Raw genomic sequence first — 20,143 nt, forward strand, 5'->3', positions numbered from 1 at the left:
AATTAACAAGACCCTCTCCGGTCAGGCAGAGATTTTTCGATGAAAAATCTTGGCTCCGGTTGAGAATGGAGACCCGAAAATGGAAGCAGATTTCGTCATCGTCGGCGCAGGTTCCGCAGGCTGCGCGATGGCATATCGTTTGAGTGAGGCCGGTGCCTCGGTTCTGGTGATCGAGCATGGCGGTACCGACATGGGCCCGTTTATCCAGATGCCCGCCGCGCTAAGCTATCCGATGAACATGTCGCGCTATGACTGGGGCTATCAATCCGAGCCTGAGCCGCATCTGAATAACCGTCGTCTGGCCTGCCCGCGAGGGAAGGTGATTGGTGGGTCCTCTTCGATCAACGGAATGGTTTATGTGCGCGGCCACGCCCGGGACTTCGATACCTGGGCCGAGATGGGCGCGGATGGCTGGTCTTATGCGGATGTGCTGCCGTATTACAAACGGATGGAGACCTGGCATGACGGCGGTCATGGTGGTGATTCCGCGTGGCGGGGCACTGACGGGCCGCTGCATGTGTCGCGGGGCCCGCGTGCGAACCCGCTGTTCCAGGCCTTTGTCGATGCGGGCCAGCAAGCCGGGTATGAAGTCACGGGCGACTATAACGGTGAAAAGCAAGAAGGCTTCGGCCCGATGGAGCAGACCGTCTGGAAAGGGCGGCGCTGGTCGGCGGCAAATGCCTATCTGCGGCCTGCGCTCAAGCGCGAGAACTGTGATATCGTGCGCGGTCTGGCGACCCGGATTGTTCTGGAAAACGGAAGTGCTGTTGGTGTTGAACTGATCCGTGGCGGCAAGACAGAGGTCATCCGCGCCCGCCGCGAAGTGGTCATCGCAGCCTCGTCCATCAATTCGCCGAAACTTTTGATGCTGTCTGGAATCGGCCCGGCTGCGCATTTGGCTGAGCAGGGGATCGGAGTTGTTGCAGACCGTCCGGGAGTTGGCGCAAATCTACAGGACCATTTGGAGCTGTATATCCAGCAGGCCTCGCTTCAGCCGATCACACTCTACAAACACTGGAACCTGGTCAGCAAAGGCCTGATCGGGGCGCAATGGCTGTTCACCAAGACCGGCCTTGGTGCCTCGAACCAGTTCGAAAGCGCGGCCTTTATCCGATCAAGGCCGGGTGTCGAATACCCCGACATCCAGTACCACTTCCTGCCGATGGCGGTGCGCTATGACGGGCAGGCTGCGGCCGAGGGGCACGGGTTCCAAGCACATGTGGGTCCGATGCGATCGGAATCACGGGGTGCTGTGACATTGCGCTCGGATCGACCCGAGGACGCACCTGTCATCCGGTTCAATTACATGAGCCAGGAAAAAGATTGGGAGGAGTTCCGCACCTGTATCCGCCTGACGCGAGAGATTTTCGGGCAAGAGGCGTTCAGACCCTTTGCCGGGAAAGAGATTCAGCCCGGTGCTGCGGTACAAACAGATGAAGAGTTGAACGCCTTTATCGCTGAGCATGCCGAAAGTGCCTATCATCCCTGCGGCACCTGCAGGATGGGACGGGCGGATGACCAGAACGCGGTTGTCGACTCCGAAGGCCGGGTGATCGGCGTGGATCGGCTGCGTGTGGCGGACAGTTCGATCTTTCCGCAAATCACCAACGGCAACCTTAATGCGCCGTCGATCATGGTGGGCGAGAAAGTCTCGGATCATCTGCTGGGCAAAGATCCGTTGCCCAAAGCCAATGATCAGCCTTGGATTCATCCGCAATGGGCCTCGGCGCAGCGCTGATTTGATCCGCGTCAAAGCGGGGGGAGTGGGACCAATATAGACCTGAATCGCAACGCATTTTCTAAGGAGCGAACAGGAATGTCCCACACCCCGCACGAATTGGCCGAAGAGTTTCCCGACAAGGTCGAATTGATCAGTCAGCTTAAACAGTCCGATGCGCATTTTTCTCGGCTGGCCGAAGAGTATCACGAGGTCAATCGTATCGTGCACCGCGCGGAAACTAACGTCGAGCCGATGGAGGACCTTGCCGAAGGCGAGCTGCGCAAGAAACGCGCCGCATTGAAGGATGAGATCTGGGCGATTTTGTCGAACGCTTAAGGGTTGGGCGGGGGCATTGCCCCCGTTTCGGCTGGCCGTGGTTTTAGGCCGGGTAAAGCTCAGGTGACTTCATAGGGTAAGGTTCCGCGGGTATGAGTGTCGATGGACAGGCGACGTTCCAGCGGAGGAACTGACCGTTGGTGGCAGTTCTGGCGTTCGCAGATCCGGCACGAGATACCTATGGGCTCGTAGGCACTGGCGTTTGAGATATCCAGATTGTCGGCATAAACCAACGCTTCGGCGTGGCGGACCTCGCATCCAAGCGCAATCGCATAGCGCCGGACAGGCGCTCCGTACGAACCGCCCGATTTCGAAACATCCCGCGCCAGCGAGATATAGCGGACCCCGTCCGGGGTTTCGGCAAGCTGCCGCAGGAAGTGACCCGGAGTTTCAAAGGCACGGTGCACATTCCACAACGGGCAGGCACCGCCAAAGCGCGCAAATTGCAGGCGCGTGGCGGAGTGGCGTTTTGTGATCGTTCCGGCCTGATCCACCCGAACAAAGAAGAATGGTATCCCCTTTGCACCGGGGCGCTGCAGCGTCGAAAGCCTGTGGGCCACCTGTTCGATGGATGCTCCAAAACGATTGCTGAGCAATTCCAAATCATGGCGGTAAAGCTGGGCTGCACTGAGAAATTCGCCATAGGGCATCAGAGAGGCGCCAGCGAAATAATTCGCCAAGCCGATCTTCGCAATCGCGCGCGCCTCATCACTGTGAAATTTGGCGAAATCCAGTGTCGCTTCAAGCAGCTTGTCCTGATTGATTAGGGATACCTGCAAGAGCAGCTGAAACACTTGTGTTTGCGGTGCAATCCGTGATGACAGCAGCAATGTTTTACTATCCGCATCGTATTTCCGGGTTTCTTCGATATCCGGGAACTGAACGCGAATACCATTTTCACCCAAGCTTTCGATTGCGGCGGCGCGAATTCCGCCTTTGTCCTGGGCGCGGCCTGCAAATCGTTCCGCAGCCCGGTCAACCGCGTCAATGTAGTTGTCGCAATAATGGAAAAAGTCTCGCACTTCTTCCCAGGGGCTGGCCTGAATCTGTGCGTCTTCACGTCCCAGGGCCTCGTCCAGCGAGGCCAGCCTTTCATGCGTCTGGCGATACGTGCGGTGCAGGGCGATAAACGCTCGGGCCATTGCGGGGGCGTTTGAAGCTGTCAGGCGCAGATCAGCGAGCGGTGGCATGGCGTCATCAAACACGGGGTCCGCCAGCGCCTCGCGCAGGTCTGAGACCAGACGTTCGCTGTCACCAGTGCTAAGTTCGGTCACGTCCATGCCGAATTCCTGCGCCAGAGCCAGAACAACCGTGGTCGAGATCGGGCGGTTGTTATTCTCCATCTGGTTCAGATAGGGAAGCGAAACCCCCAGTTTGGCTGCGAATTCCTTTTGTGTCAGCGTCAGGCGCGTGCGCATTTCACGCAGTTTTGCACCAGCATAGAGCTTTTGGGTCGCCATGGCGTGCCTTTGCAACTTTTCTAATCTTGAACGCTAGCTTTGCAAACCGTCCTGCGCAAGGCGTGTTACAGGCCCAAATACCGTTCGCGCCGGATCACGATGGCAATAGCAACGATGGCAAATGTTGCTGAGGCCAACATCAGCCACAGCAGCGGCATCGCGCCTGTTTCATGGGTTAGTATTGCGCCCGTGAGCGCGCTCAGGCCAGCTCCGCCGCCCAGCATGATGGCCCCGCTCAGCCCAGATGCTGTCGCGGCCAGGTGCGGGCGGACGGACAGTGCGCCTGATGTTGCGTTTGGAATGGTCATACCATTGCCCACACCAACAATGGTCATGAACCCAAAGAAGCTGAGAACTGAGCCGAAGCCCGTAAGGAACACGATCGTCGACAGTGCAACGCCGGTTGCGTTCATCCAGCACCCCCAAAGAACCATCCGGTTCACGCCAAAGCGGACAGAGAACCTGCCGCTGAAGAAGTTGCCGAAGAAATAACCCACCGCGGGGGCGCCGAAGTAAATGCCCAGTTCTGACGCTGTTAGGCCGAACAGTTCAGTCCCGACGAAAGGCGCGCCGCCCAGATAGGCGAAAAAAGCGCCCGACGACAGGGCTGAGGCCATGGAATAGCCCCAGAACCGAGGGGATCTGAGCAATTCCGGGTATTCACGAAACTGCTGCAGCAAGGTCAGCCCGCTTTTGCGGGATGTTTCTCCGAAGTCGGAATAGGTCAGCATTAGCGCCAGTAGACCCAGCCCGAAAGGAAGCCAGAAATTTGCCTTCCAGCCAAAGCTCTCTTCCAGAAAGCCGCCGATGGCAGGGCCAATCATTGGAACAATGGCCATTCCCATGGTGACATAGCCGATCATCGAAGCGGCCTGATCTGCTTCGTAAAGGTCTCGCACCGCTGCACGGCTAAGGACCATTCCTACTGCGACGACCGCTTGAAACATCCTGAAGGCCAGAAATACTTCGGCGTTCGGGGAGTAGATGCAACCCAGTGTCGCAATCAGAAACAGAACCAATCCCCAGAGAATAACTGGCCTGCGGCCAACCTTATCTGCGATGGGGCCGATCAGAATTTGGATTACTGCGCTGATCATCAGATACAGAGCGATCGACAGCTGCATGACTTTGTAGTCTGCGTCAAAATACGCGGCCATATTGGGCAGGCTGGGAAGGAAAAGATTCAAGCTCAGCGCTGACAGCCCGGATAGCATCACAAGTGTGGCAATGGTTGGGGGCGAACGACGCGCTGGCGAAGAAGTAAACTGCATGGTTCACATGTATAGTGACGGTTTTTGGGATTGCCATCCGTGACCGTGTCTCAGTGCGAAACTTTGCATGTTTACAATTACCCGAAACTGTATTTTCAAAGATTTGCAAATTTGCCGAATGAGGCTTTGGTCTGAACGAAACTAAGTATAGTGTCGCGCCAAATTTCAAAGGGGATCATCGTTATGAAAGACATCCTTTCCGAGCTTGAAGGCCGCCGCAACGATGCACGGCTGGGAGGTGGGCAAAAACGTATTGATGCGCAGCATGCGCGGGGCAAGCTCACCGCACGCGAACGCATAGAGCTGTTGGTGGATGAAGGCAGTTTCGAAGAATTCGACATGTTTGTCAGCCATCGTTGCACGGATTTCGGGATGGAAAATCAAAAGCCTGCAGGCGATGGTGTCGTCACCGGATGGGGCACAATCAATGGTCGTATGGTCTATGTCTTCAGCCAGGACTTCACCGTTTTCGGCGGGTCTCTGTCGGAAACCCACGCGCAGAAAATCTGCAAGATCATGGACATGGCAATCCAGAATGGTGCTCCGGTGATCGGCATCAACGATTCGGGTGGTGCGCGAATCCAGGAAGGTGTGGCCTCGCTTGCGGGTTATGCCGAGGTGTTCCAGCGTAACATCATGGCCTCGGGCGTGGTTCCGCAGATCAGTGTGATCATGGGGCCCTGCGCCGGTGGCGCCGTCTACAGTCCGGCGATGACCGACTTTATCTTTATGGTCAAAGACACCTCGTACATGTTTGTGACGGGCCCCGATGTCGTCAAGACAGTCACCAATGAGGTTGTAACCGCCGAAGAGCTGGGTGGTGCATCGACCCATACCAAGAAATCTTCGGTTGCCGACGGTGCATTCGAAAATGATGTCGAAGCACTGGCCGAAGTGCGCCGTCTTGTCGATTTCCTACCGTTGAACAACAAGGAAAAACCGCCCGTTCGTCCCTTCTTTGACGAACCGGGCCGGATTGAGGCTTCGCTGGATACGTTGATCCCGGACAACCCGAACACGCCTTATGACATGAAAGAACTCATTGCCAAAGTGGCGGACGAGGGTGATTTTTACGAAATTCAAGAAGATTACGCCAAGAACATCATCACGGGCTTTATCCGTCTGGAAGGTCAGACCGTAGGTGTTGTAGCCAACCAGCCGATGGTGCTGGCCGGCTGTCTGGATATCGACAGCAGCCGCAAAGCCGCGCGCTTCGTCCGGTTCTGTGATTGCTTTGAAATTCCGATTTTGACACTGGTTGATGTGCCGGGCTTTTTGCCGGGAACCTCGCAGGAATATGGCGGCGTGATCAAACATGGCGCAAAACTGCTGTTTGCCTATGGCGAGGCGACCGTTCCGAAGGTCACAGTGATCACCCGAAAGGCCTATGGCGGTGCCTATGACGTGATGGCATCCAAACATCTGCGTGGCGATTTCAACTATGCTTGGCCAACCGCCGAGATCGCGGTGATGGGGGCCAAGGGCGCGACCGAAATCATCCACCGTGCGGATCTGGGCGATGCCGAGAAAATCGCACAGCACGCTCAGGACTATGAGGACCGGTTTGCCAACCCGTTTGTGGCTGCGGAACGTGGATTCATTGATGAGGTGATCATGCCGCATTCGACCCGCCGCCGCGTATCGCGAGCTTTTGCCAGCTTGCGTAACAAGCAACTGAAAAACCCCTGGAAAAAGCACGATAACATTCCGCTGTAAGCTGACGGTCGCGGGGCAGGCGCTCTGGTTTGCCTGCCTCTGGGCACGTTGGTGAAAGACCCCCAAACGGCGAATTTGACTTTGAGAGCAAAGCTGCTAAATGAAATGCCTTATTGGACATAGAAAAGCGCGGGCCAGTAGGCATGCGCGCGCGATCCCGGAGAGAGGAGCTCGCCTTTGGTGGGTCTGGGATCGCGCCTTATGTCTGGCAATTCTCTGTCTTGGTTCGCCTACATTCGCAGAAGCATTGGTGCCGGTGCCCTCTGGGCAGCCTGTACATCTGAACGATGTCCTGCTGGACAACAATCCGGGCGAGTTATGGCTGCGCTTTCGCTTCATCGCGCCAAAGATAGGCTCGGATGTGGGACGCATTGGATATGATGTCGCCACGATCGACATGGAGCACCTGTGTCAGACGCTGGCCGTGGCCTATGTCGCGCACCACAAGCTGGAACCAGCCAGGGTTGTGATTTCCCTTTCGAACAAGCCGATAGATTTTGGCCATACCGCGCCGGATGCCACGCAGTTCTTCGAAGCGTATCTTCTGCAGGATTCCCAATGTATCTGGGACGGAGGGATTTGAGAATGGTTGTCAATTACCACAATTTCTGTGCATTCCCCTTCGCCTCAAAGGACCTTAGCGAAGAGGCGCTGAAATGTTGAAACATCGCGGATTTCCCGGCCGTCTGAGCGGGACGGATTATCAATTCACTATCAGACGGGCCAACCCAAAGGGTGTTACCCCACTGACAACGCGTGAACGGTTCCGGGATCGTAAACCTGCTGATCGTCGCGCGGATGCAGCCTTTATCGAGGCCCTGTGGGAGCATTTCGGCGACCAGCCATTCGAACGTGGCAATCTGGATGCCGGTCGCCTGAGCTGGTTTTTCGGGCGTGAGGTCATTCCGGCGGAGGATCCGTTTGACCCCGCCAGCTATGATGCCTTGCTGGTCATTGATCCGAGCGTGGCCAGAGCCTCGTTTCCGGACATTTTCGGCGGGGATAGCTGAAGGTGATCGACGTCGTCGCACATAAACGCCTTGGAAATTCCAACAGGGTTTCTTTGCCCCGGTTGGGTCAAGAAGGATATGTGCGCTGTGCAGATCGGGCGCGTGACAATCGCGCAAAATACCTGAGGGAAAGGGCGCAAACCACTGATTCTATGGCCTGTATAACCCGTGGCTTGGTGGCGGGAAAACCATCAAGGCTTGGGCAGGAAAAAGGCCGGTCGGCGGGGGTTGGCCGCGGCGACTTAGGATCGAATTCTTCAGGTCATGTGATCTCAGGTAGTGTTGATAAAACAAAGGTTTGCGTGACTTTCGGGGTGCGAATTTCGCCCTGCCCAACCAAAGTTCACGCAAGCGGAATCGGCGCGTTTCTGCGCGATATTTCGCTGAATGGGCAGATTCTGGCCGGAAATTTCACCACTGGCCAATCCCGGTTTGCAGGTGCAACCGGGCCGTGCATGGTGAGCGGGTCGTGCGGCTCTACTTTGCCTGCGTCGCACGCGCACCTACTATTCCGTACCCCTTCCTTCCGCGGGCAGGCTTGTGGTTTTCACAATGTCCTGCCCGCGTTTTTCTTTGTGCAAACTTCAGTCATTGGATGGCATAAAACTGCGCAAATGGGCATTTCGGTACGCTCGTTATTGAATAACAGTGGCGATTTCCCGCATCTGGCTCTGAAATTGTTAAAAAACCAAAAAGGGCAGACATCATGCGAATCTCGAAAGTCATTCTTGCAATGGCGACCTGTGCAGGGCTCGCGGCGTGCGGAGACTCGACCGGCGAGCAGGCGTTGCTTGGCGGTGGAGCCGGCGCCGTTGGCGCGGCAGTCGTCAGTGCCGACCCGCTGTTGGGTGCCGTGGTCGGCGCGGCAGGCAACGTGCTTTACTGCAAGACCCAGAACAACTGTAGATAACGAAATCTTCGGGGCCCCCGTCGCCCCGACCGTCATCGCGCGACACGCCGTCGTGGGGCCATTGCCCCGCGGCGGCGTTTTGCGTTTCCAGAACTTCAAGACAGAGGACGTTCCATGTTCAACAAGATCCTGATCGCCAACCGGGGCGAGATCGCCTGCCGGGTTATCAAAACCGCCCGCAAGATGGGTATCGGCACGGTCGCCATCTATTCGGACGCGGACAAGAACGCCCTGCATGTGTCGATGGCAGATGAGGCCGTGCATATCGGCCCGCCACCTGCGAACCAGTCCTATATCGTGATCGACAAGGTCATGGATGCGATCCGCCAAAGCGGCGCGCAGGCGGTTCATCCGGGATATGGCTTTCTGTCTGAAAACTCGAAATTCGCCGAGGCGTTGAATGCCGAGGGCGTGGCTTTTGTCGGTCCGCCGGTGGGCGCGATTGAAAGCATGGGCGACAAGATCACCTCGAAAAAGATCGCGCAAGAGGCCGGAGTTTCCACGGTTCCGGGCTATATGGGCCTGATTGAAGACGCGGAAGACGCGGTGAAGATCTCGAATGAGGTTGGCTATCCGGTCATGATCAAAGCCAGCGCCGGTGGCGGTGGTAAAGGCATGCGGATCGCGTGGAATGACGACGAGGCGCGCGAAGGGTTCCAGTCGTCCAAGAACGAGGCCGCGAATTCCTTTGGCGATGACCGGATTTTCATCGAGAAATTCGTGACCCAGCCCCGCCACATCGAGATTCAGGTTCTGTGCGACAGCCACGGCAACGGGGTTTATCTGGGCGAACGCGAATGCTCGATCCAGCGTCGGAACCAGAAGGTGGTCGAAGAGGCACCATCGCCTTTCCTGGATGAGGCGACCCGCAAGGCGATGGGCGAGCAGGCGGTGGCCCTGGCCAAGGCTGTGGATTATGCCAGCGCTGGCACGGTCGAGTTTATCGTTGATGGTGACAAGAACTTCTACTTTCTAGAAATGAACACACGCCTGCAGGTGGAACACCCGGTGACCGAACTGATCACCGGTGTCGATCTGGTCGAACAGATGATCCGCGTCGCGGCTGGTGAGAAACTGTCGATCTCCCAGGACGATGTCACATTGACCGGCTGGGCGATTGAAAACCGTTTGTATGCCGAAGATCCGTATCGTGGCTTCTTGCCGTCCATTGGTCGTTTGACGCGCTACCGCCCGCCTCAGGAAACTGCCGCTGGTCCGCTGTTGGTAAATGACAAATGGCAGGGTGAAGCCCCCAGCGGAGAGGCCGCCGTTCGCAACGATACCGGCGTCTATGAAGGCGGTGAGATCAGTATGTATTACGATCCGATGATCGCCAAATTGTGCACCTGGGCCCCGACCCGTGATCAAGCGATTGAGGCGATGCGGGTGGCGCTGGACAGTTTCGAGGTCGAAGGCATCGGGCACAATCTGCCGTTCCTGTCGGCAGTGATGGATCATCCGATCTTCATCAAGGGCGAGATGACTACCGCGTTCATCGAAGAACAGTACCCCGATGGGTTCCAGGGCGTAGAGCTGCCCGAGGCTGACCTGCGCCAGATCGCAGCCTCCTGCGCCGCCATGCACCGGGTGGCCGAGATTCGCCGCACCCGTGTATCGGGCCGGATGGACAACCATGAACGCAAGGTCGGCAAACGCTGGGTCGTGACCCTGCAGGGCCAGGAATACGCAGTTCAGGTGAATGCCGACAAAGAGGGCGCGACGGTCAAATTCGAAGACGGCGCGACATTGCGCGTGGCCTCGGAGTGGACGCCGGGCGACCAACTGGCGGTGCTGGACGTAGACGGTAGCCCGCTGGTTCTGAAGGCCGACAAAATCTCGGGCGGATTCCGGATCCGCAACCGGGGCGCGGATATGAAGGTGCATGTGCGCCGTCCGCGTCAGGCGGAACTGGCCAAGCTGATGCCCGAGAAACTGCCGCCTGATACCTCGAAGCTGCTGCTCTGCCCGATGCCTGGCCTGATCGTAAAGGTCGATGTCGAAGTGGGCCAAGAAGTGCAGGAAGGTCAGGCGCTGTGCACCATCGAGGCGATGAAGATGGAAAACATCCTGCGCGCCGAGAAAAAAGGCACCGTTGCCAAGATCAACGCAGGCCCCGGCGACAGCCTCGCCGTGGATGATGTGATCATCGAGTTTGAATGATCATGACCGTGCGTTTGTCATATCCTGCAAGGGAACCGGCGGTCGCCGCCGGGGCCGTCGGGTATGGGAAACGCGTTCAGCCGCCCTCGCGCCGTTCACGGATTTCGCGTTGGCGCAGGGGGGTCTTGTCGATGGAGCGACCGATTTCACGCACGCTCCAAGGGGAGGGTTTGCGCAGTTTGACCACGCCGTCCTTGTCGACAAACACCATCTGGAACCCACGCGGGCGCAGTTTTGACCGGATGGGCGAGCGGGCGTCAGGGTCAGTGTCGATCAGAACGACCACATCGCGGTCGCGCATGACGTCCTCCCCTTCCAAAAGCATGTCGACCTGCTGCTGGAATCGCGGGTCAGCAGGTGTATCGGCAAAGACAACAATGGGCCGCTTGATCCACAGATATTCGCTGAGCTCGCTATCCCCCACAGGGCGGACAAATTCATCGTCAACCGGGGCTACCCCGTCAGCTGCAAGGGCCGCCAGTGGAAATAGCGCCGAAAAAACAAAGGCTAGCGTTCGTGTCATTGGGCCTCCTGTTGGATTGAATATAGTCCCTGTGCGCACGAATGCGACCAGCGAAATGCACGCAGCCCATAAAATATTGCGTCCCATCCAATTCGAATGGGCGCAACCACGGATGATAACGCGCGGGCCACGCCCTTGCGCGACCCGAATTGAGAAAAGGATATCGCAATGACCAATAGGAAAGACTGGCAGGCGCTGGCCGAGAAAGAGCTGCGCGGTCGCCCGTTGGACGACCTGACTAGAGAGACGCTCGAAGGCATCGCCGTCAAGCCACTCTATACGCAGGAAGATACGGCTGAACTGCCGCATATGGGCTCCATGCCCGGGTTTGGGCCGTTCACGCGCGGGGTAAAGGCGACAATGTATGCCGGTCGTCCCTGGACGATCCGCCAATATGCGGGGTTTTCCACCGCCGAGGAATCGAATGCCTTCTACCGTCGCAATCTGGCGGCGGGTCAGCAGGGGGTCTCGGTTGCTTTCGATCTGGCCACGCACCGCGGATATGACAGCGACCACCCACGCGTTGTCGGCGATGTGGGCAAGGCCGGTGTGGCCATCGACAGCGTAGAGGACATGAAGATTCTGTTCGACGGCATCCCGTTGGACAAGGTCTCGGTCTCGATGACCATGAACGGTGCCGTGGTTCCTATCCTGGCAAGTTTCATTGTAGCGGGTGAGGAACAGGGCCACGACAAATCCGTCCTGTCCGGCACTATTCAGAATGACATTCTGAAAGAATTCATGGTGCGTAACACCTATATCTACCCGCCTGAGCCTTCGATGAAGATCATCTCGGACATCATCGAATATACGTCGAATGATATGCCCAAATTCAACTCGATCTCAATCTCGGGCTATCACATGCAAGAGGCCGGGGCGAACCTGGTGCAGGAGCTGGCCTATACGCTGGCTGACGGGCGCGAATACGTTCGTGCAGCGACACAGGCCGGAATGGATGTCGACAAATTCGCTGGTCGCTTGTCGTTCTTTTTTGCCATTGGCATGAATTTCTTCATGGAAATTGCCAAGCTGCGTGCGGCCCGTACCCTTTGGCATCGGGTAATGACCGATTTCGGCGCGAAATCCGAGCGCTCTAAGATGCTGCGGACCCATTGCCAGACCTCAGGCGTGTCGCTGCAAGAACAAGACCCCTATAACAACGTGATCCGCACGGCCTATGAGGCGATGAGCGCGGTTCTGGGCGGCACCCAATCGCTGCATACTAACGCCTTGGACGAGGCGATTGCGCTGCCCACCGATTTCTCTGCTCGCATTGCACGGAACACTCAGTTGGTGCTGCAAGAGGAAACCGGGGTGACCGATGTGGTCGATCCGCTGGCCGGGTCTTACTACGTCGAAAGCCTGACTAATGAGCTGGTCGAAAAAGCCTGGGCTCTTATGGAAGAGGTCGAGGAAATGGGCGGCATGACCAAGGCCGTTGCATCCGGCATGCCAAAGCTTCGGATAGAAGAAAGCGCCGCCCGACGGCAGGCGATGATCGACCGGGGTGACGAGGTAATCGTCGGCGTCAACAAGTACCGCAAGGAACGGGAAGACCCGATAGACATTCTGGATGTCGACAATGTGGCTGTCCGCGAGGCGCAGGTGGCACGTCTGGAACGCATCCGTGCCACGCGCGATGAGGCTGCCTGCCAAAAGGCGCTGGACACCCTGACGACTACCGCCCGCGATGGCGGCAACCTGCTGGCCGCTGCTGTCGAAGCCGCCCGTGCCCGCGCATCCGTAGGAGAGATCAGCATGGCAATGGAAAAGGAATTTGGTCGCCACCGCGCCGAGGTTAAAACGCTGGCCGGTGTTTATGGGGCCGCCTATGAGGGCGACGAAGGCTTTGCCGCCATCCAGAAGTCCATTGAGGATTTTGCTGAGGCCGAAGGCCGTCGCCCGCGCCTGCTGGTCGTCAAGATGGGGCAGGACGGGCATGACCGGGGAGCCAAGGTGATCGCCACAGCCTTTGCCGATATCGGCTTTGACGTGGACGTTGGCCCGCTGTTCCAAACGCCAGCCGAAGCAGCACAAGACGCGGTGGACAATGACGTCCATGTCGTCGGCATTTCGTCTCAGGCAGCCGGGCACAAGACGCTGGCCCCGCAGCTGGTCGAAGAACTGAAAAAGGCCGGGGCTGAGGATATCATCGTCATCTGCGGAGGTGTCATCCCACAACAGGATTATAAGTTCCTCTATGATCACGGGGTTAAGGCGATCTTTGGTCCGGGTACGAACATCCCAGAGGCGGCACAAGATATCCTGAGTTTGATCGGCGAAGCCAAAGATTGACCCGGCGCCAAGTTTTTCGTCGAAAAATCTTGTGATCCAGCGCCTTTGAGGAAAACATACGGCCAGACCCTTGCGGTCTGGCCGTATGTCATCTGGGGGGCTCATCCGTGTTACTTGATCACTTGGCGGTTGCTGGCGAAACGCTTGAACAGGCTTCGGCTCATGTCGAACAGGCGCTGGGCGTACCCTTGCAGGACGGCGGCAAGCACGAGAAATTCGGAACTCATAACCGGTTGTTGGGCCTTCGGGACGGTTTGTATCTGGAAGCCATCGCGATTGACCCCGATGCACCCAATCCGCAAATAACCCGCTGGTTCGATCTAGATCGGTTTCAGGGCGCTCCCCGCCTGACCAACTGGATTTGCCAGGTTCCGGATATCGAGACCTCACTGATGGTCTTTCCTGACGGAGTCGGCCAACCGATCGACCTAAACCGTGGCGCGCTGCGTTGGCGCATGGCGGTGCCTCCCAATGGGCGCCTGCCGTTTGATAATCTTTTCCCGGCGCTCATCCAGTGGCAGGGTGACCTTCACCCGGCAAACATGCTGAACGACAGTGGCTGCCAGCTGCGCCGCCTAGTCGTCTATCACCCTGATGCGCTGGATCTCGCCAAAGCGGTTGGGCCGTTGGGGCAAGTTGAGTTCGACAGCGGTCCGGCGGCGTTGCGCGCGGAAATTGACACGCCGCACGGGGTGCGGGTGCTGGAATGAATATCCGGCAAGCCAGTTCAGACGACGCGCCCGCCGTTGCGGCGATCTGGAATGCGATCATCCGCGACACGCTGGTGACCTTCACCACCGAATTGCGCAGCGATGACGCCGTTGCATTGGATATCAAATCCAGAGGGGCGGCGTTTCTGGTGGCCAAGCGTGACGGCGTTGTTCTGGGCTTCGCAACCTATGGTGCGTTTCGGTCAGGGCCGGGCTATGCCCATACGCGTGAACACTCGATCCTGTTGGCACCGCAGGCGCGGGGCCAGGGGATAGGCCGCGCATTGTTGCAGGCCTTGGAAGCCCGCGCACAGATGGACAATGTTCATGTTCTGATTGCGGGCATTTCCTCGGCCAACCCTGCGGCCATCGCTTTCCATACGGCTGCCGGATTTACACAAGTGGGCCTGATGCCCGAGGTGGGGTTTAAATGCGGTCAGTGGTTAGATCTTGTGCTGATGCAGAAAATTCTTGCCCCGCAGTGATCTGTCGCACCTGACAGTCGCGACAGAGCGGGTTAGGGTGCGCTCATGTCGATTTGGACCCGTATATCCGATGCGCTAAGCGCGCTTGCACAGGGCGAAAGCCTGACGGCCGTGTTCGAGAAACTGCGCACGCCGCCGGAACGCTCGGTCGCCTTTGCGATTGCGGTCATCGCCCTGGGGGCTAAGATGGCCAAGGCCGACGGGCAGGTCACGCGAGACGAGGTTACTGCCTTTCGGGATGTATTCCAGATCGCGCGCGAAGATGAGGCCGGTGCAGCCCGTGTCTTTGACATGGCGCGCACCGATGTCGCCGGGTATCAGGAATATGCCAGCAAAATTGCCTATATGTTCGCAGAAGACAGCACCACCTTGTGCGACCTGATGGAGGGGTTGTTTCATATCGCAATGGCCGACGGGTTTTATCATCCCAACGAAAATAAGTTTCTGGAAGATGTCAGCCGGATATTCGGTCAGACCGATGCTCAGTTTCTGGCCTTACGCGCACGGTTTGTACCGGATGCACCAAAGGATCCCTATACGGTGCTGGGTGTGCCGCGGAATATGCCTCTGCCCGACATTCGTAAGGTCTGGCGACAACTTGTACGCGACACTCATCCCGACGCCATGATGTCACGAGGCGTTCCGGAAGAGGCCATTCGTCTGGCCGAAAAAAAGATGATCGACATCAATCGCGCCTGGGATGAAATCAAAGGCGCGCAGGCCTGAACCGATGCGATTGGCAACCTACAATATTGAATGGTTCGCCAATCTCTTCGACCGGCAAGACCGTTTGATCGTAGATGACAGCTGGTCCGGCAGATACAATGTCACCAAAGCTGAACAGATCGAGGCCATCGCAAAAGTGCTGACGGCGATTGATGCGGATGCCGTGCTGATTGTTGAAGCTCCGAATACTGGTAAGACGCAGAACACGGTGCGTGCGTTGCAAGGGTTTGCCGAAGCGTTCGATCTCCGCATAGGAAACGCGATCATGGGGTTTCCGAACGATACCCATCAGGAACTTGCGTTTCTTTTCGATCCTCAGATCCTGTCATTGCGCCATGATCCCAAAGGAAACAAGGAAGGAAAAGGGGCTGCCCCTCGTTTTGATGGCGTGTTCAAGATCGACCTGGATATTGATGCAACCGAGGATCATGTGCGCTTTTCCAAGCCGCCAATGGAGTTGTCAGCGCAGACGTCAGGCGGGGCGACGTTCCGCCTGATCGGAGCGCATCTGAAATCCAAAGCCCCGCATGGGGCAGAAAGCCGCGATGAGGCGATCCGGATATCCATCGCCAATCGACGCAAACAGCTTGCACAGGCTGTCTGGTTGGGGCGGCGAGTACAGGCGCATATTGCGGCTGACGAGCATGTCATCCTTTTGGGCGATCTCAACGACGGGCCGGGCTTGGATGAGTTTGAAAACCTGTTCGGGCGCTCATCTGTTGAAATCCTGTTGCAGACCGGTCTGTTCGATCCGCATGCGGTGATGGCAAATGAGGCTGAACCCGAAATCTTACCCTCGTCCGCGCGCTTTGTGCGCCGCGACAGGGCTGATCATCTTGAGGCGTTGTTGGATTATGTCATGATCAGCGAAGGGCTGCGCGCAAAGCGTCCGAAATGGCGCATCTGGCACCCCTTTCAGGACCCGGCTTGTTTGGCCGCGCCGGATCTGCACAAGGCGTTGCTGACTGCCTCGGATCACTTCCCTGTCACGCTGGATATTGATCTGTGACCTTTCATCGCCGGCGTGGGCGACTTATATCTGAAGCATGAAAAAGTTCATTTCAATATGTGTGGTCACAGCGGCCATGGGCGTTCCGGCACAGGCAGAGGACGACACAGGCAAATCCTTGATGGAACAAGGGGCTGAGTTGTTCTTTGAAGGGCTGCGTCAGGAAATGGAACCCGCGCTTGAGGATTTGTTGGGGCTGGCAGATCAATTCGGCCCCGCGATGCAGTCGTTTTTTGAGGAAATGGGACCGGCCCTGGCGGAACTGGCCGCCGAAGTACAGGACTGGAGTGTTTACGAGGCTCCGGAAATCCTGCCGAACGGGGATATCATTATCCGCAAAAAGCCGCCCGAGCCCGAGGTTGAGCCGGAAAAACCCGAAAATGAGCCCGAAGGCGAGATTGATATCTGAGGGTCAGCCTTTGATGATCAAGCGGGGTTCGGATTTCAGCGTGCTTGCCAATGAGTTCAGTCGTGCTTCGGCCACTTCGCTAAAGAGAGGGGCTGCGGCTTCGGGCAAAATCAGCTCTAGCTGACGTTTTTTAGGGTACAGCCGAAGCGTGCCCATCGTGGCTTCGTTCTGCATCCACAGCATTGCACCAAAGCGCATGGCTTTGCCCAGAATCTCGGCCTGTTCCTGATCTTTTTCGCCCAACAAGTCATAGAGAGGGGTAAACCGGTTGCCCTCACGCTTGTTGCGATACCTGTGCTGCAGGGCCAGCCCGATATAGACCCGTTCGGAATGCTTTAAACCGCCCAAGTTGGCGCGAGTTACGTAATCAAAGCAGGTTTCAGCTCGGTAATCCGGATGGGCGCGCCAACTGACATCGTGCAAAAGACACGCAGCCTTGATCAGCCTGACCCGCGCGGCCGGCGCGGATTTGAACAGAGGCATGACGAATTCGAACAGATGTTTGCCAAACCCGGGCAGGCGGGCATCTTTGGCTTCGGAAAAATAGCTGGCTTCGATCAGAGGGTCACGATCGCGCAGGATTTGTGGCATCTGTTCGTAAAGCAGGCCTTCGCGGATACCATAGCTGGAAACGGCAATGTCCTTGGGTTTGAACGTTCGCACCAGTCGCGCAAGCACATCCATCGCATAAGGGATCAGCGCCATCCGAGAACCCGAGACGCCTGCCAGACTGCGCAGTTTTTCCGGGTCACCCTTTTCGATGAATTTTATGGTCTGATGCACCTGCTTTGTCGTCATCCGATATTCATGCAGCACGTTCAGGGGATATCCCCGGCGCAGCATGTCGAGCCTTGCAAAGGCCCGCCAGCTTCCGCCCACCAGAAACAGACGATCGCGCTGAGGGCCCATCTGGTCGCGCAGGTTTTCCATCGTCTCCTTGATTTGCGCCTTGCGCGCGCGACGACCGCCCTTGATATCCCGCAGCTTCAGCGGACCCAGGGCCGATGACAGGCGACGACCAACGTCTCCGCCACCGATCTCGGCCAGCTCCATCGAGGACCCGCCGATATCACAGATCAGACCATATGCACCGGGCCAGCCCAGTAAAACGCCCTGAGCGGACAGGCGTGCCTCTTCCCCGCCGTCGATGACCGAGACCGTCAACCCGGTTAGCGCGTGAACTTCGGCGCAGAAATCCGGGCCATCCTTGGCCTCTCGCACGGCGGCGGTGGCCACGACGTGCAGCCCCGGCAGACCCAGATCGTCTGACAGCCGGGAAAAACGCTTCAACGCAGCCAGGGCACGTATCCTGCCAAGCGGGTTCAGGCGGCCGGTCTCGGACAGGCCCGCGCCAAGCTCGCACATGACTTTTTCATTGTAGAAATAGGCAGGCGATCGCGCCGCACCATCAAAGATCACCATCCTGACCGAGTTCGACCCTACATCAACAACGCCGACGCGCGACAGGGCGCGGGCCTCGGGGTTGTCAAACAACGGCTTTCCGAAAGGTCCCCAGTCGGGAATGTTGGTATCTACGGCTTGATCCATATCTCGTCCAGATATTCCAGGCTTAAGATGCGAAATCACCGGGGACGGGTCAATCGCTGGTTTCGGCATCTTCCAGTTCCGCACTCAGTACCCGTACGGCCAGAGCCCGCGTGATGTCTCGTTTCTCAGACAGCGCCAGTTGATCCAGCAGCGCCACAGTGCTGGCGGCGGTTTCGAAACGGCGATCCATATGTTTGACGAGGTAAGCGATGACCTCGGGTCCGGGGTTCAGCTGTCGGTCTACGAACAGTTTGGCCAGCACGGCGCCCAGTAGCGCGTCATCGGGCGGGTCCAGCGCAACGTGATGTGCGCCTTCGATCCTGCTTTGCAGGTCAGGCAAGGGCAACTGCCAGAAATTTGACGCCAGGCGCCCGGTCATCAACAGGGCGTGGCCTTCTGCCAACACAAGATTGTGCAAATGGAATAGGGTTTTCTGCTGGTCGATATCGCCAGCAATCATGGGGACATCTTCCACTGCGATCGGTGTTTGGGCGAGGTCAGGAACCTCGTCGTGCTTAATCTGCGAGGCTTGCACAATGCGACCACCGGTCTCGGCCGCCCACACATGGGCCAGATGTGTCTTGCCCGCGCCTGCAGGACCGCTGAGCACCAGTTTATTCCCCGGCCATGAGGTAGCCGAGATCATGGCCACGGCCAGCGCATTTGCGGGCGAGACGAAAAAATCCTCGCGCCCCAGCGCAGTCTTGGCCGGTAGATCAAAGCTCAGCTGTAGGGCCATTCAATCGTCTTCCTGGTCCAAACCCACAAGGCCAGTATACAGACGGCTATCCAAATAGATCGACGTGGCAAAGCGCGCCAGAACGCCAAGTGCTGCGGCGACCGGGACGGCGATCAGCATCCCGACAAATCCGAACAGGGCGCCAAAGACCGACAATGCCAGCAACAGCCAGACCGGGTGCAACCCGACCGAGCTGCCGACGAGCTTTGGCGTCAGAAAATTGCCCTCGGCCACCTGACCCAATGCAAAGACCGCTGCGACCAGCCCAATTTGCGTCCAGTCTCCCCAGAACTGGAAAAGTGCCAAACCAATGGCCAGTGAGCCCCCGATCAGGGCGCCCAGATAAGGGATAAACGTGACCAAGCCGGCGATGAACCCAACGACCAGCCCGAACTGCAGTCCGACGGCCATCAGCGCGACGGCGTAATAGGTGCCCAGGATCAGGCAGACCGTGCCCATTCCACGTACAAATGAGGCCAGAACGCTGTCAATCTCACCAGCCAGCCGCTTGATGGTGGGGGCGTGGTCGCGGGGCAAAAGCTCTGCGATACGAGCAATCATGCGGTCCCAGTCCAACAGCATGTAGACGGTGACCACTGGGACAATCACCAGCAGAACCACCACGTTGATGGCTGATCCAAGCGACGCAGCGACAGATTGCAGGACATCACCAGTTTTGGACTGAAGCGTCTCTCCCAAGGACACCAGAAACTGGTGCGTGTTGGATTCGCGGTCCAAAAGCGACGGGAATTGCTGTTCGATAAACCCTCTTAGCTGCTTGAGAAGGCTGGGCATAACCTCGACCAGGTCGATCAACTGGGTGATCAGCGCCGGAACGACCATCAGGATAAGCAGTACGAAACCCAAAACGCCGACAACCGTGATTACCCCGGTAGCGGCCATGCGGGACAGGCCCAGCTTTTCAAGCCTATCCGCAACAGGATCAAGGAAATAGGCAATCGCGCCACCGATTACAAAGGGCAGCAATACATCGCCAAGTGCCCACAACAGCAGTACAATAACCACTGCGGCGATGCCCCAGTACCTGAGTTGATCTCTTACCGGCAAAGCCATGGCTGTCCCCTTGTTTCGGCACGTCCAAATGTTCTTGGCGTA

General features: G+C 57.6%; 19 protein-coding genes. 13 read left to right on the forward strand and 6 right to left on the reverse strand.

Annotated features, from left to right (window positions below):
• Positions 1–79 precede the first annotated feature (79 nt).
• Together betA and AC2FH8_RS10090 are read left to right on the forward strand one after the other, a co-directional pair.
• A complete protein-coding gene (gene betA / locus AC2FH8_RS10085) occupies positions 80–1,738 on the forward strand; it encodes a choline dehydrogenase (protein ID WP_142636788.1) in 1,659 nt (552 codons plus the stop codon).
• Positions 1,739–1,816: 78 nt separating this feature from the next.
• Complete coding sequence (locus AC2FH8_RS10090; RefSeq protein ID WP_142636790.1) at positions 1,817–2,056, forward strand: HP1242/YdcH family protein; 240 nt, start codon at positions 1,817–1,819, stop codon at positions 2,054–2,056.
• Between the two features lie 59 nt (positions 2,057–2,115).
• Here AC2FH8_RS10090 and AC2FH8_RS10095 read toward each other — a convergent pair whose 3' ends face one another.
• A complete protein-coding gene (locus tag AC2FH8_RS10095; RefSeq protein ID WP_271949447.1) occupies positions 2,116–3,516 on the reverse strand; it encodes a helix-turn-helix domain-containing protein in 1,401 nt (466 codons plus the stop codon).
• 65 nt (positions 3,517–3,581) lie between these two features.
• Positions 3,582–4,787 (reverse strand): multidrug effflux MFS transporter, encoded by a 1,206-nt coding sequence (locus AC2FH8_RS10100; RefSeq protein ID WP_142636794.1) that lies wholly within the window; start codon positions 4,785–4,787, stop codon positions 3,582–3,584.
• Between the two features lie 183 nt (positions 4,788–4,970).
• Between AC2FH8_RS10100 and AC2FH8_RS10105 the strand changes: the two genes are divergently transcribed.
• The 5 genes from AC2FH8_RS10105 (at position 4,971) to AC2FH8_RS10125 (ending at position 10,583) form a co-directional block, all read left to right on the forward strand.
• Positions 4,971–6,503: an acyl-CoA carboxylase subunit beta gene (locus AC2FH8_RS10105; protein ID WP_142636795.1), complete on the forward strand. Its 1,533-nt coding sequence runs from the start codon at positions 4,971–4,973 to the stop codon at positions 6,501–6,503.
• Between the two features lie 256 nt (positions 6,504–6,759).
• A complete protein-coding gene (locus AC2FH8_RS10110) occupies positions 6,760–7,086 on the forward strand; it encodes a DUF6497 family protein (RefSeq protein WP_496689677.1) in 327 nt (108 codons plus the stop codon).
• Between the two features lie 73 nt (positions 7,087–7,159).
• Positions 7,160–7,513 (forward strand): hypothetical protein, encoded by a 354-nt coding sequence (locus AC2FH8_RS10115; protein WP_496689678.1) that lies wholly within the window; start codon positions 7,160–7,162, stop codon positions 7,511–7,513.
• 706 nt (positions 7,514–8,219) lie between these two features.
• Positions 8,220–8,423, forward strand: a complete 204-nt coding sequence (locus AC2FH8_RS10120) for a hypothetical protein (RefSeq protein ID WP_142636801.1) — start codon at positions 8,220–8,222, stop codon at positions 8,421–8,423.
• Between the two features lie 114 nt (positions 8,424–8,537).
• Positions 8,538–10,583 carry an ATP-binding protein gene (locus tag AC2FH8_RS10125; RefSeq protein WP_496689679.1) on the forward strand — a complete coding sequence of 682 codons (2,046 nt, stop codon included), beginning with the start codon at positions 8,538–8,540 and terminating at the stop codon, positions 10,581–10,583.
• Positions 10,584–10,659: 76 nt separating this feature from the next.
• On the opposite strand, the gene AC2FH8_RS10130 is transcribed toward AC2FH8_RS10125, so the two are convergent.
• On the reverse strand, positions 10,660–11,106 hold the full coding sequence (locus AC2FH8_RS10130; RefSeq protein WP_271949456.1) for a DUF4174 domain-containing protein: 447 nt from the start codon (positions 11,104–11,106) through the stop codon (positions 10,660–10,662).
• 168 nt (positions 11,107–11,274) lie between these two features.
• Between AC2FH8_RS10130 and scpA the strand changes: the two genes are divergently transcribed.
• The 6 genes from scpA (at position 11,275) to AC2FH8_RS10160 (ending at position 16,740) form a co-directional block, all read left to right on the forward strand.
• Positions 11,275–13,401 (forward strand): methylmalonyl-CoA mutase, encoded by a 2,127-nt coding sequence (gene scpA / locus AC2FH8_RS10135; protein ID WP_281994925.1) that lies wholly within the window; start codon positions 11,275–11,277, stop codon positions 13,399–13,401.
• A gap of 107 nt (positions 13,402–13,508) precedes the next feature.
• Positions 13,509–14,111: a VOC family protein gene (locus tag AC2FH8_RS10140; protein ID WP_281972738.1), complete on the forward strand. Its 603-nt coding sequence runs from the start codon at positions 13,509–13,511 to the stop codon at positions 14,109–14,111.
• On the forward strand, positions 14,108–14,596 hold the full coding sequence (locus AC2FH8_RS10145) for a GNAT family N-acetyltransferase (RefSeq protein WP_142636811.1): 489 nt from the start codon (positions 14,108–14,110) through the stop codon (positions 14,594–14,596). Before AC2FH8_RS10140 ends, AC2FH8_RS10145 begins: the two co-directional genes overlap by 4 nt.
• A gap of 45 nt (positions 14,597–14,641) precedes the next feature.
• Complete coding sequence (locus AC2FH8_RS10150; RefSeq protein WP_142636813.1) at positions 14,642–15,322, forward strand: molecular chaperone DjiA; 681 nt, start codon at positions 14,642–14,644, stop codon at positions 15,320–15,322.
• A 4-nt stretch (positions 15,323–15,326) separates the two neighbouring features.
• Complete coding sequence (locus AC2FH8_RS10155) at positions 15,327–16,331, forward strand: endonuclease/exonuclease/phosphatase family protein (RefSeq protein ID WP_496689680.1); 1,005 nt, start codon at positions 15,327–15,329, stop codon at positions 16,329–16,331.
• Between the two features lie 37 nt (positions 16,332–16,368).
• Positions 16,369–16,740, forward strand: coding sequence for a hypothetical protein (locus AC2FH8_RS10160; protein ID WP_496689681.1), 372 nt, complete (start codon positions 16,369–16,371; stop codon positions 16,738–16,740).
• 3 nt (positions 16,741–16,743) lie between these two features.
• On the opposite strand, the gene AC2FH8_RS10165 is transcribed toward AC2FH8_RS10160, so the two are convergent.
• Genes AC2FH8_RS10165 through AC2FH8_RS10175 form a run of 3 tightly spaced genes read right to left on the reverse strand, consistent with a single transcriptional unit; the run spans position 16,744 to position 20,101 of the window.
• Complete coding sequence (locus AC2FH8_RS10165) at positions 16,744–18,288, reverse strand: Ppx/GppA family phosphatase (protein ID WP_496689682.1); 1,545 nt, start codon at positions 18,286–18,288, stop codon at positions 16,744–16,746.
• Positions 18,289–18,337: 49 nt separating this feature from the next.
• Positions 18,338–19,027, reverse strand: coding sequence for a P-loop NTPase family protein (locus AC2FH8_RS10170; protein WP_496689683.1), 690 nt, complete (start codon positions 19,025–19,027; stop codon positions 18,338–18,340).
• The gene (locus tag AC2FH8_RS10175; RefSeq protein ID WP_142636822.1) at positions 19,028–20,101 is read right to left on the reverse strand and encodes an AI-2E family transporter; all 1,074 of its coding nucleotides are present in this window, start codon (positions 20,099–20,101) and stop codon (positions 19,028–19,030) included.
• Between the last annotated feature and the right edge of the window lie 42 nt (positions 20,102–20,143).

The organism is Ruegeria sp. CDSC025 (assembly GCF_059610805.1).

Bases quoted from the DNA above. Each gene is read 5' to 3' on its own strand.
- betA (WP_142636788.1), top strand. From the start codon at position 80: ATGGAAGCAGATTTCGTCATCGTCGGCGCAGGTTCCGCAGGCTGCGCG.
- AC2FH8_RS10090 (WP_142636790.1), top strand. From the start codon at position 1,817: ATGTCCCACACCCCGCACGAATTGGCCGAAGAGTTTCCCGACAAGGTC.
- AC2FH8_RS10095 (WP_271949447.1), bottom strand. From the start codon at position 3,516: ATGGCGACCCAAAAGCTCTATGCTGGTGCAAAACTGCGTGAAATGCGC.
- AC2FH8_RS10100 (WP_142636794.1), bottom strand. From the start codon at position 4,787: ATGCAGTTTACTTCTTCGCCAGCGCGTCGTTCGCCCCCAACCATTGCC.
- AC2FH8_RS10105 (WP_142636795.1), top strand. From the start codon at position 4,971: ATGAAAGACATCCTTTCCGAGCTTGAAGGCCGCCGCAACGATGCACGG.
- AC2FH8_RS10115 (WP_496689678.1), top strand. From the start codon at position 7,160: ATGTTGAAACATCGCGGATTTCCCGGCCGTCTGAGCGGGACGGATTAT.
- AC2FH8_RS10120 (WP_142636801.1), top strand. From the start codon at position 8,220: ATGCGAATCTCGAAAGTCATTCTTGCAATGGCGACCTGTGCAGGGCTC.
- AC2FH8_RS10125 (WP_496689679.1), top strand. From the start codon at position 8,538: ATGTTCAACAAGATCCTGATCGCCAACCGGGGCGAGATCGCCTGCCGG.
- AC2FH8_RS10130 (WP_271949456.1), bottom strand. From the start codon at position 11,106: ATGACACGAACGCTAGCCTTTGTTTTTTCGGCGCTATTTCCACTGGCG.
- scpA (WP_281994925.1), top strand. From the start codon at position 11,275: ATGACCAATAGGAAAGACTGGCAGGCGCTGGCCGAGAAAGAGCTGCGC.
- AC2FH8_RS10145 (WP_142636811.1), top strand. From the start codon at position 14,108: ATGAATATCCGGCAAGCCAGTTCAGACGACGCGCCCGCCGTTGCGGCG.
- AC2FH8_RS10150 (WP_142636813.1), top strand. From the start codon at position 14,642: ATGTCGATTTGGACCCGTATATCCGATGCGCTAAGCGCGCTTGCACAG.
- AC2FH8_RS10155 (WP_496689680.1), top strand. From the start codon at position 15,327: ATGCGATTGGCAACCTACAATATTGAATGGTTCGCCAATCTCTTCGAC.
- AC2FH8_RS10160 (WP_496689681.1), top strand. From the start codon at position 16,369: ATGAAAAAGTTCATTTCAATATGTGTGGTCACAGCGGCCATGGGCGTT.
- AC2FH8_RS10165 (WP_496689682.1), bottom strand. From the start codon at position 18,288: ATGGATCAAGCCGTAGATACCAACATTCCCGACTGGGGACCTTTCGGA.
- AC2FH8_RS10170 (WP_496689683.1), bottom strand. From the start codon at position 19,027: ATGGCCCTACAGCTGAGCTTTGATCTACCGGCCAAGACTGCGCTGGGG.
- AC2FH8_RS10175 (WP_142636822.1), bottom strand. From the start codon at position 20,101: ATGGCTTTGCCGGTAAGAGATCAACTCAGGTACTGGGGCATCGCCGCA.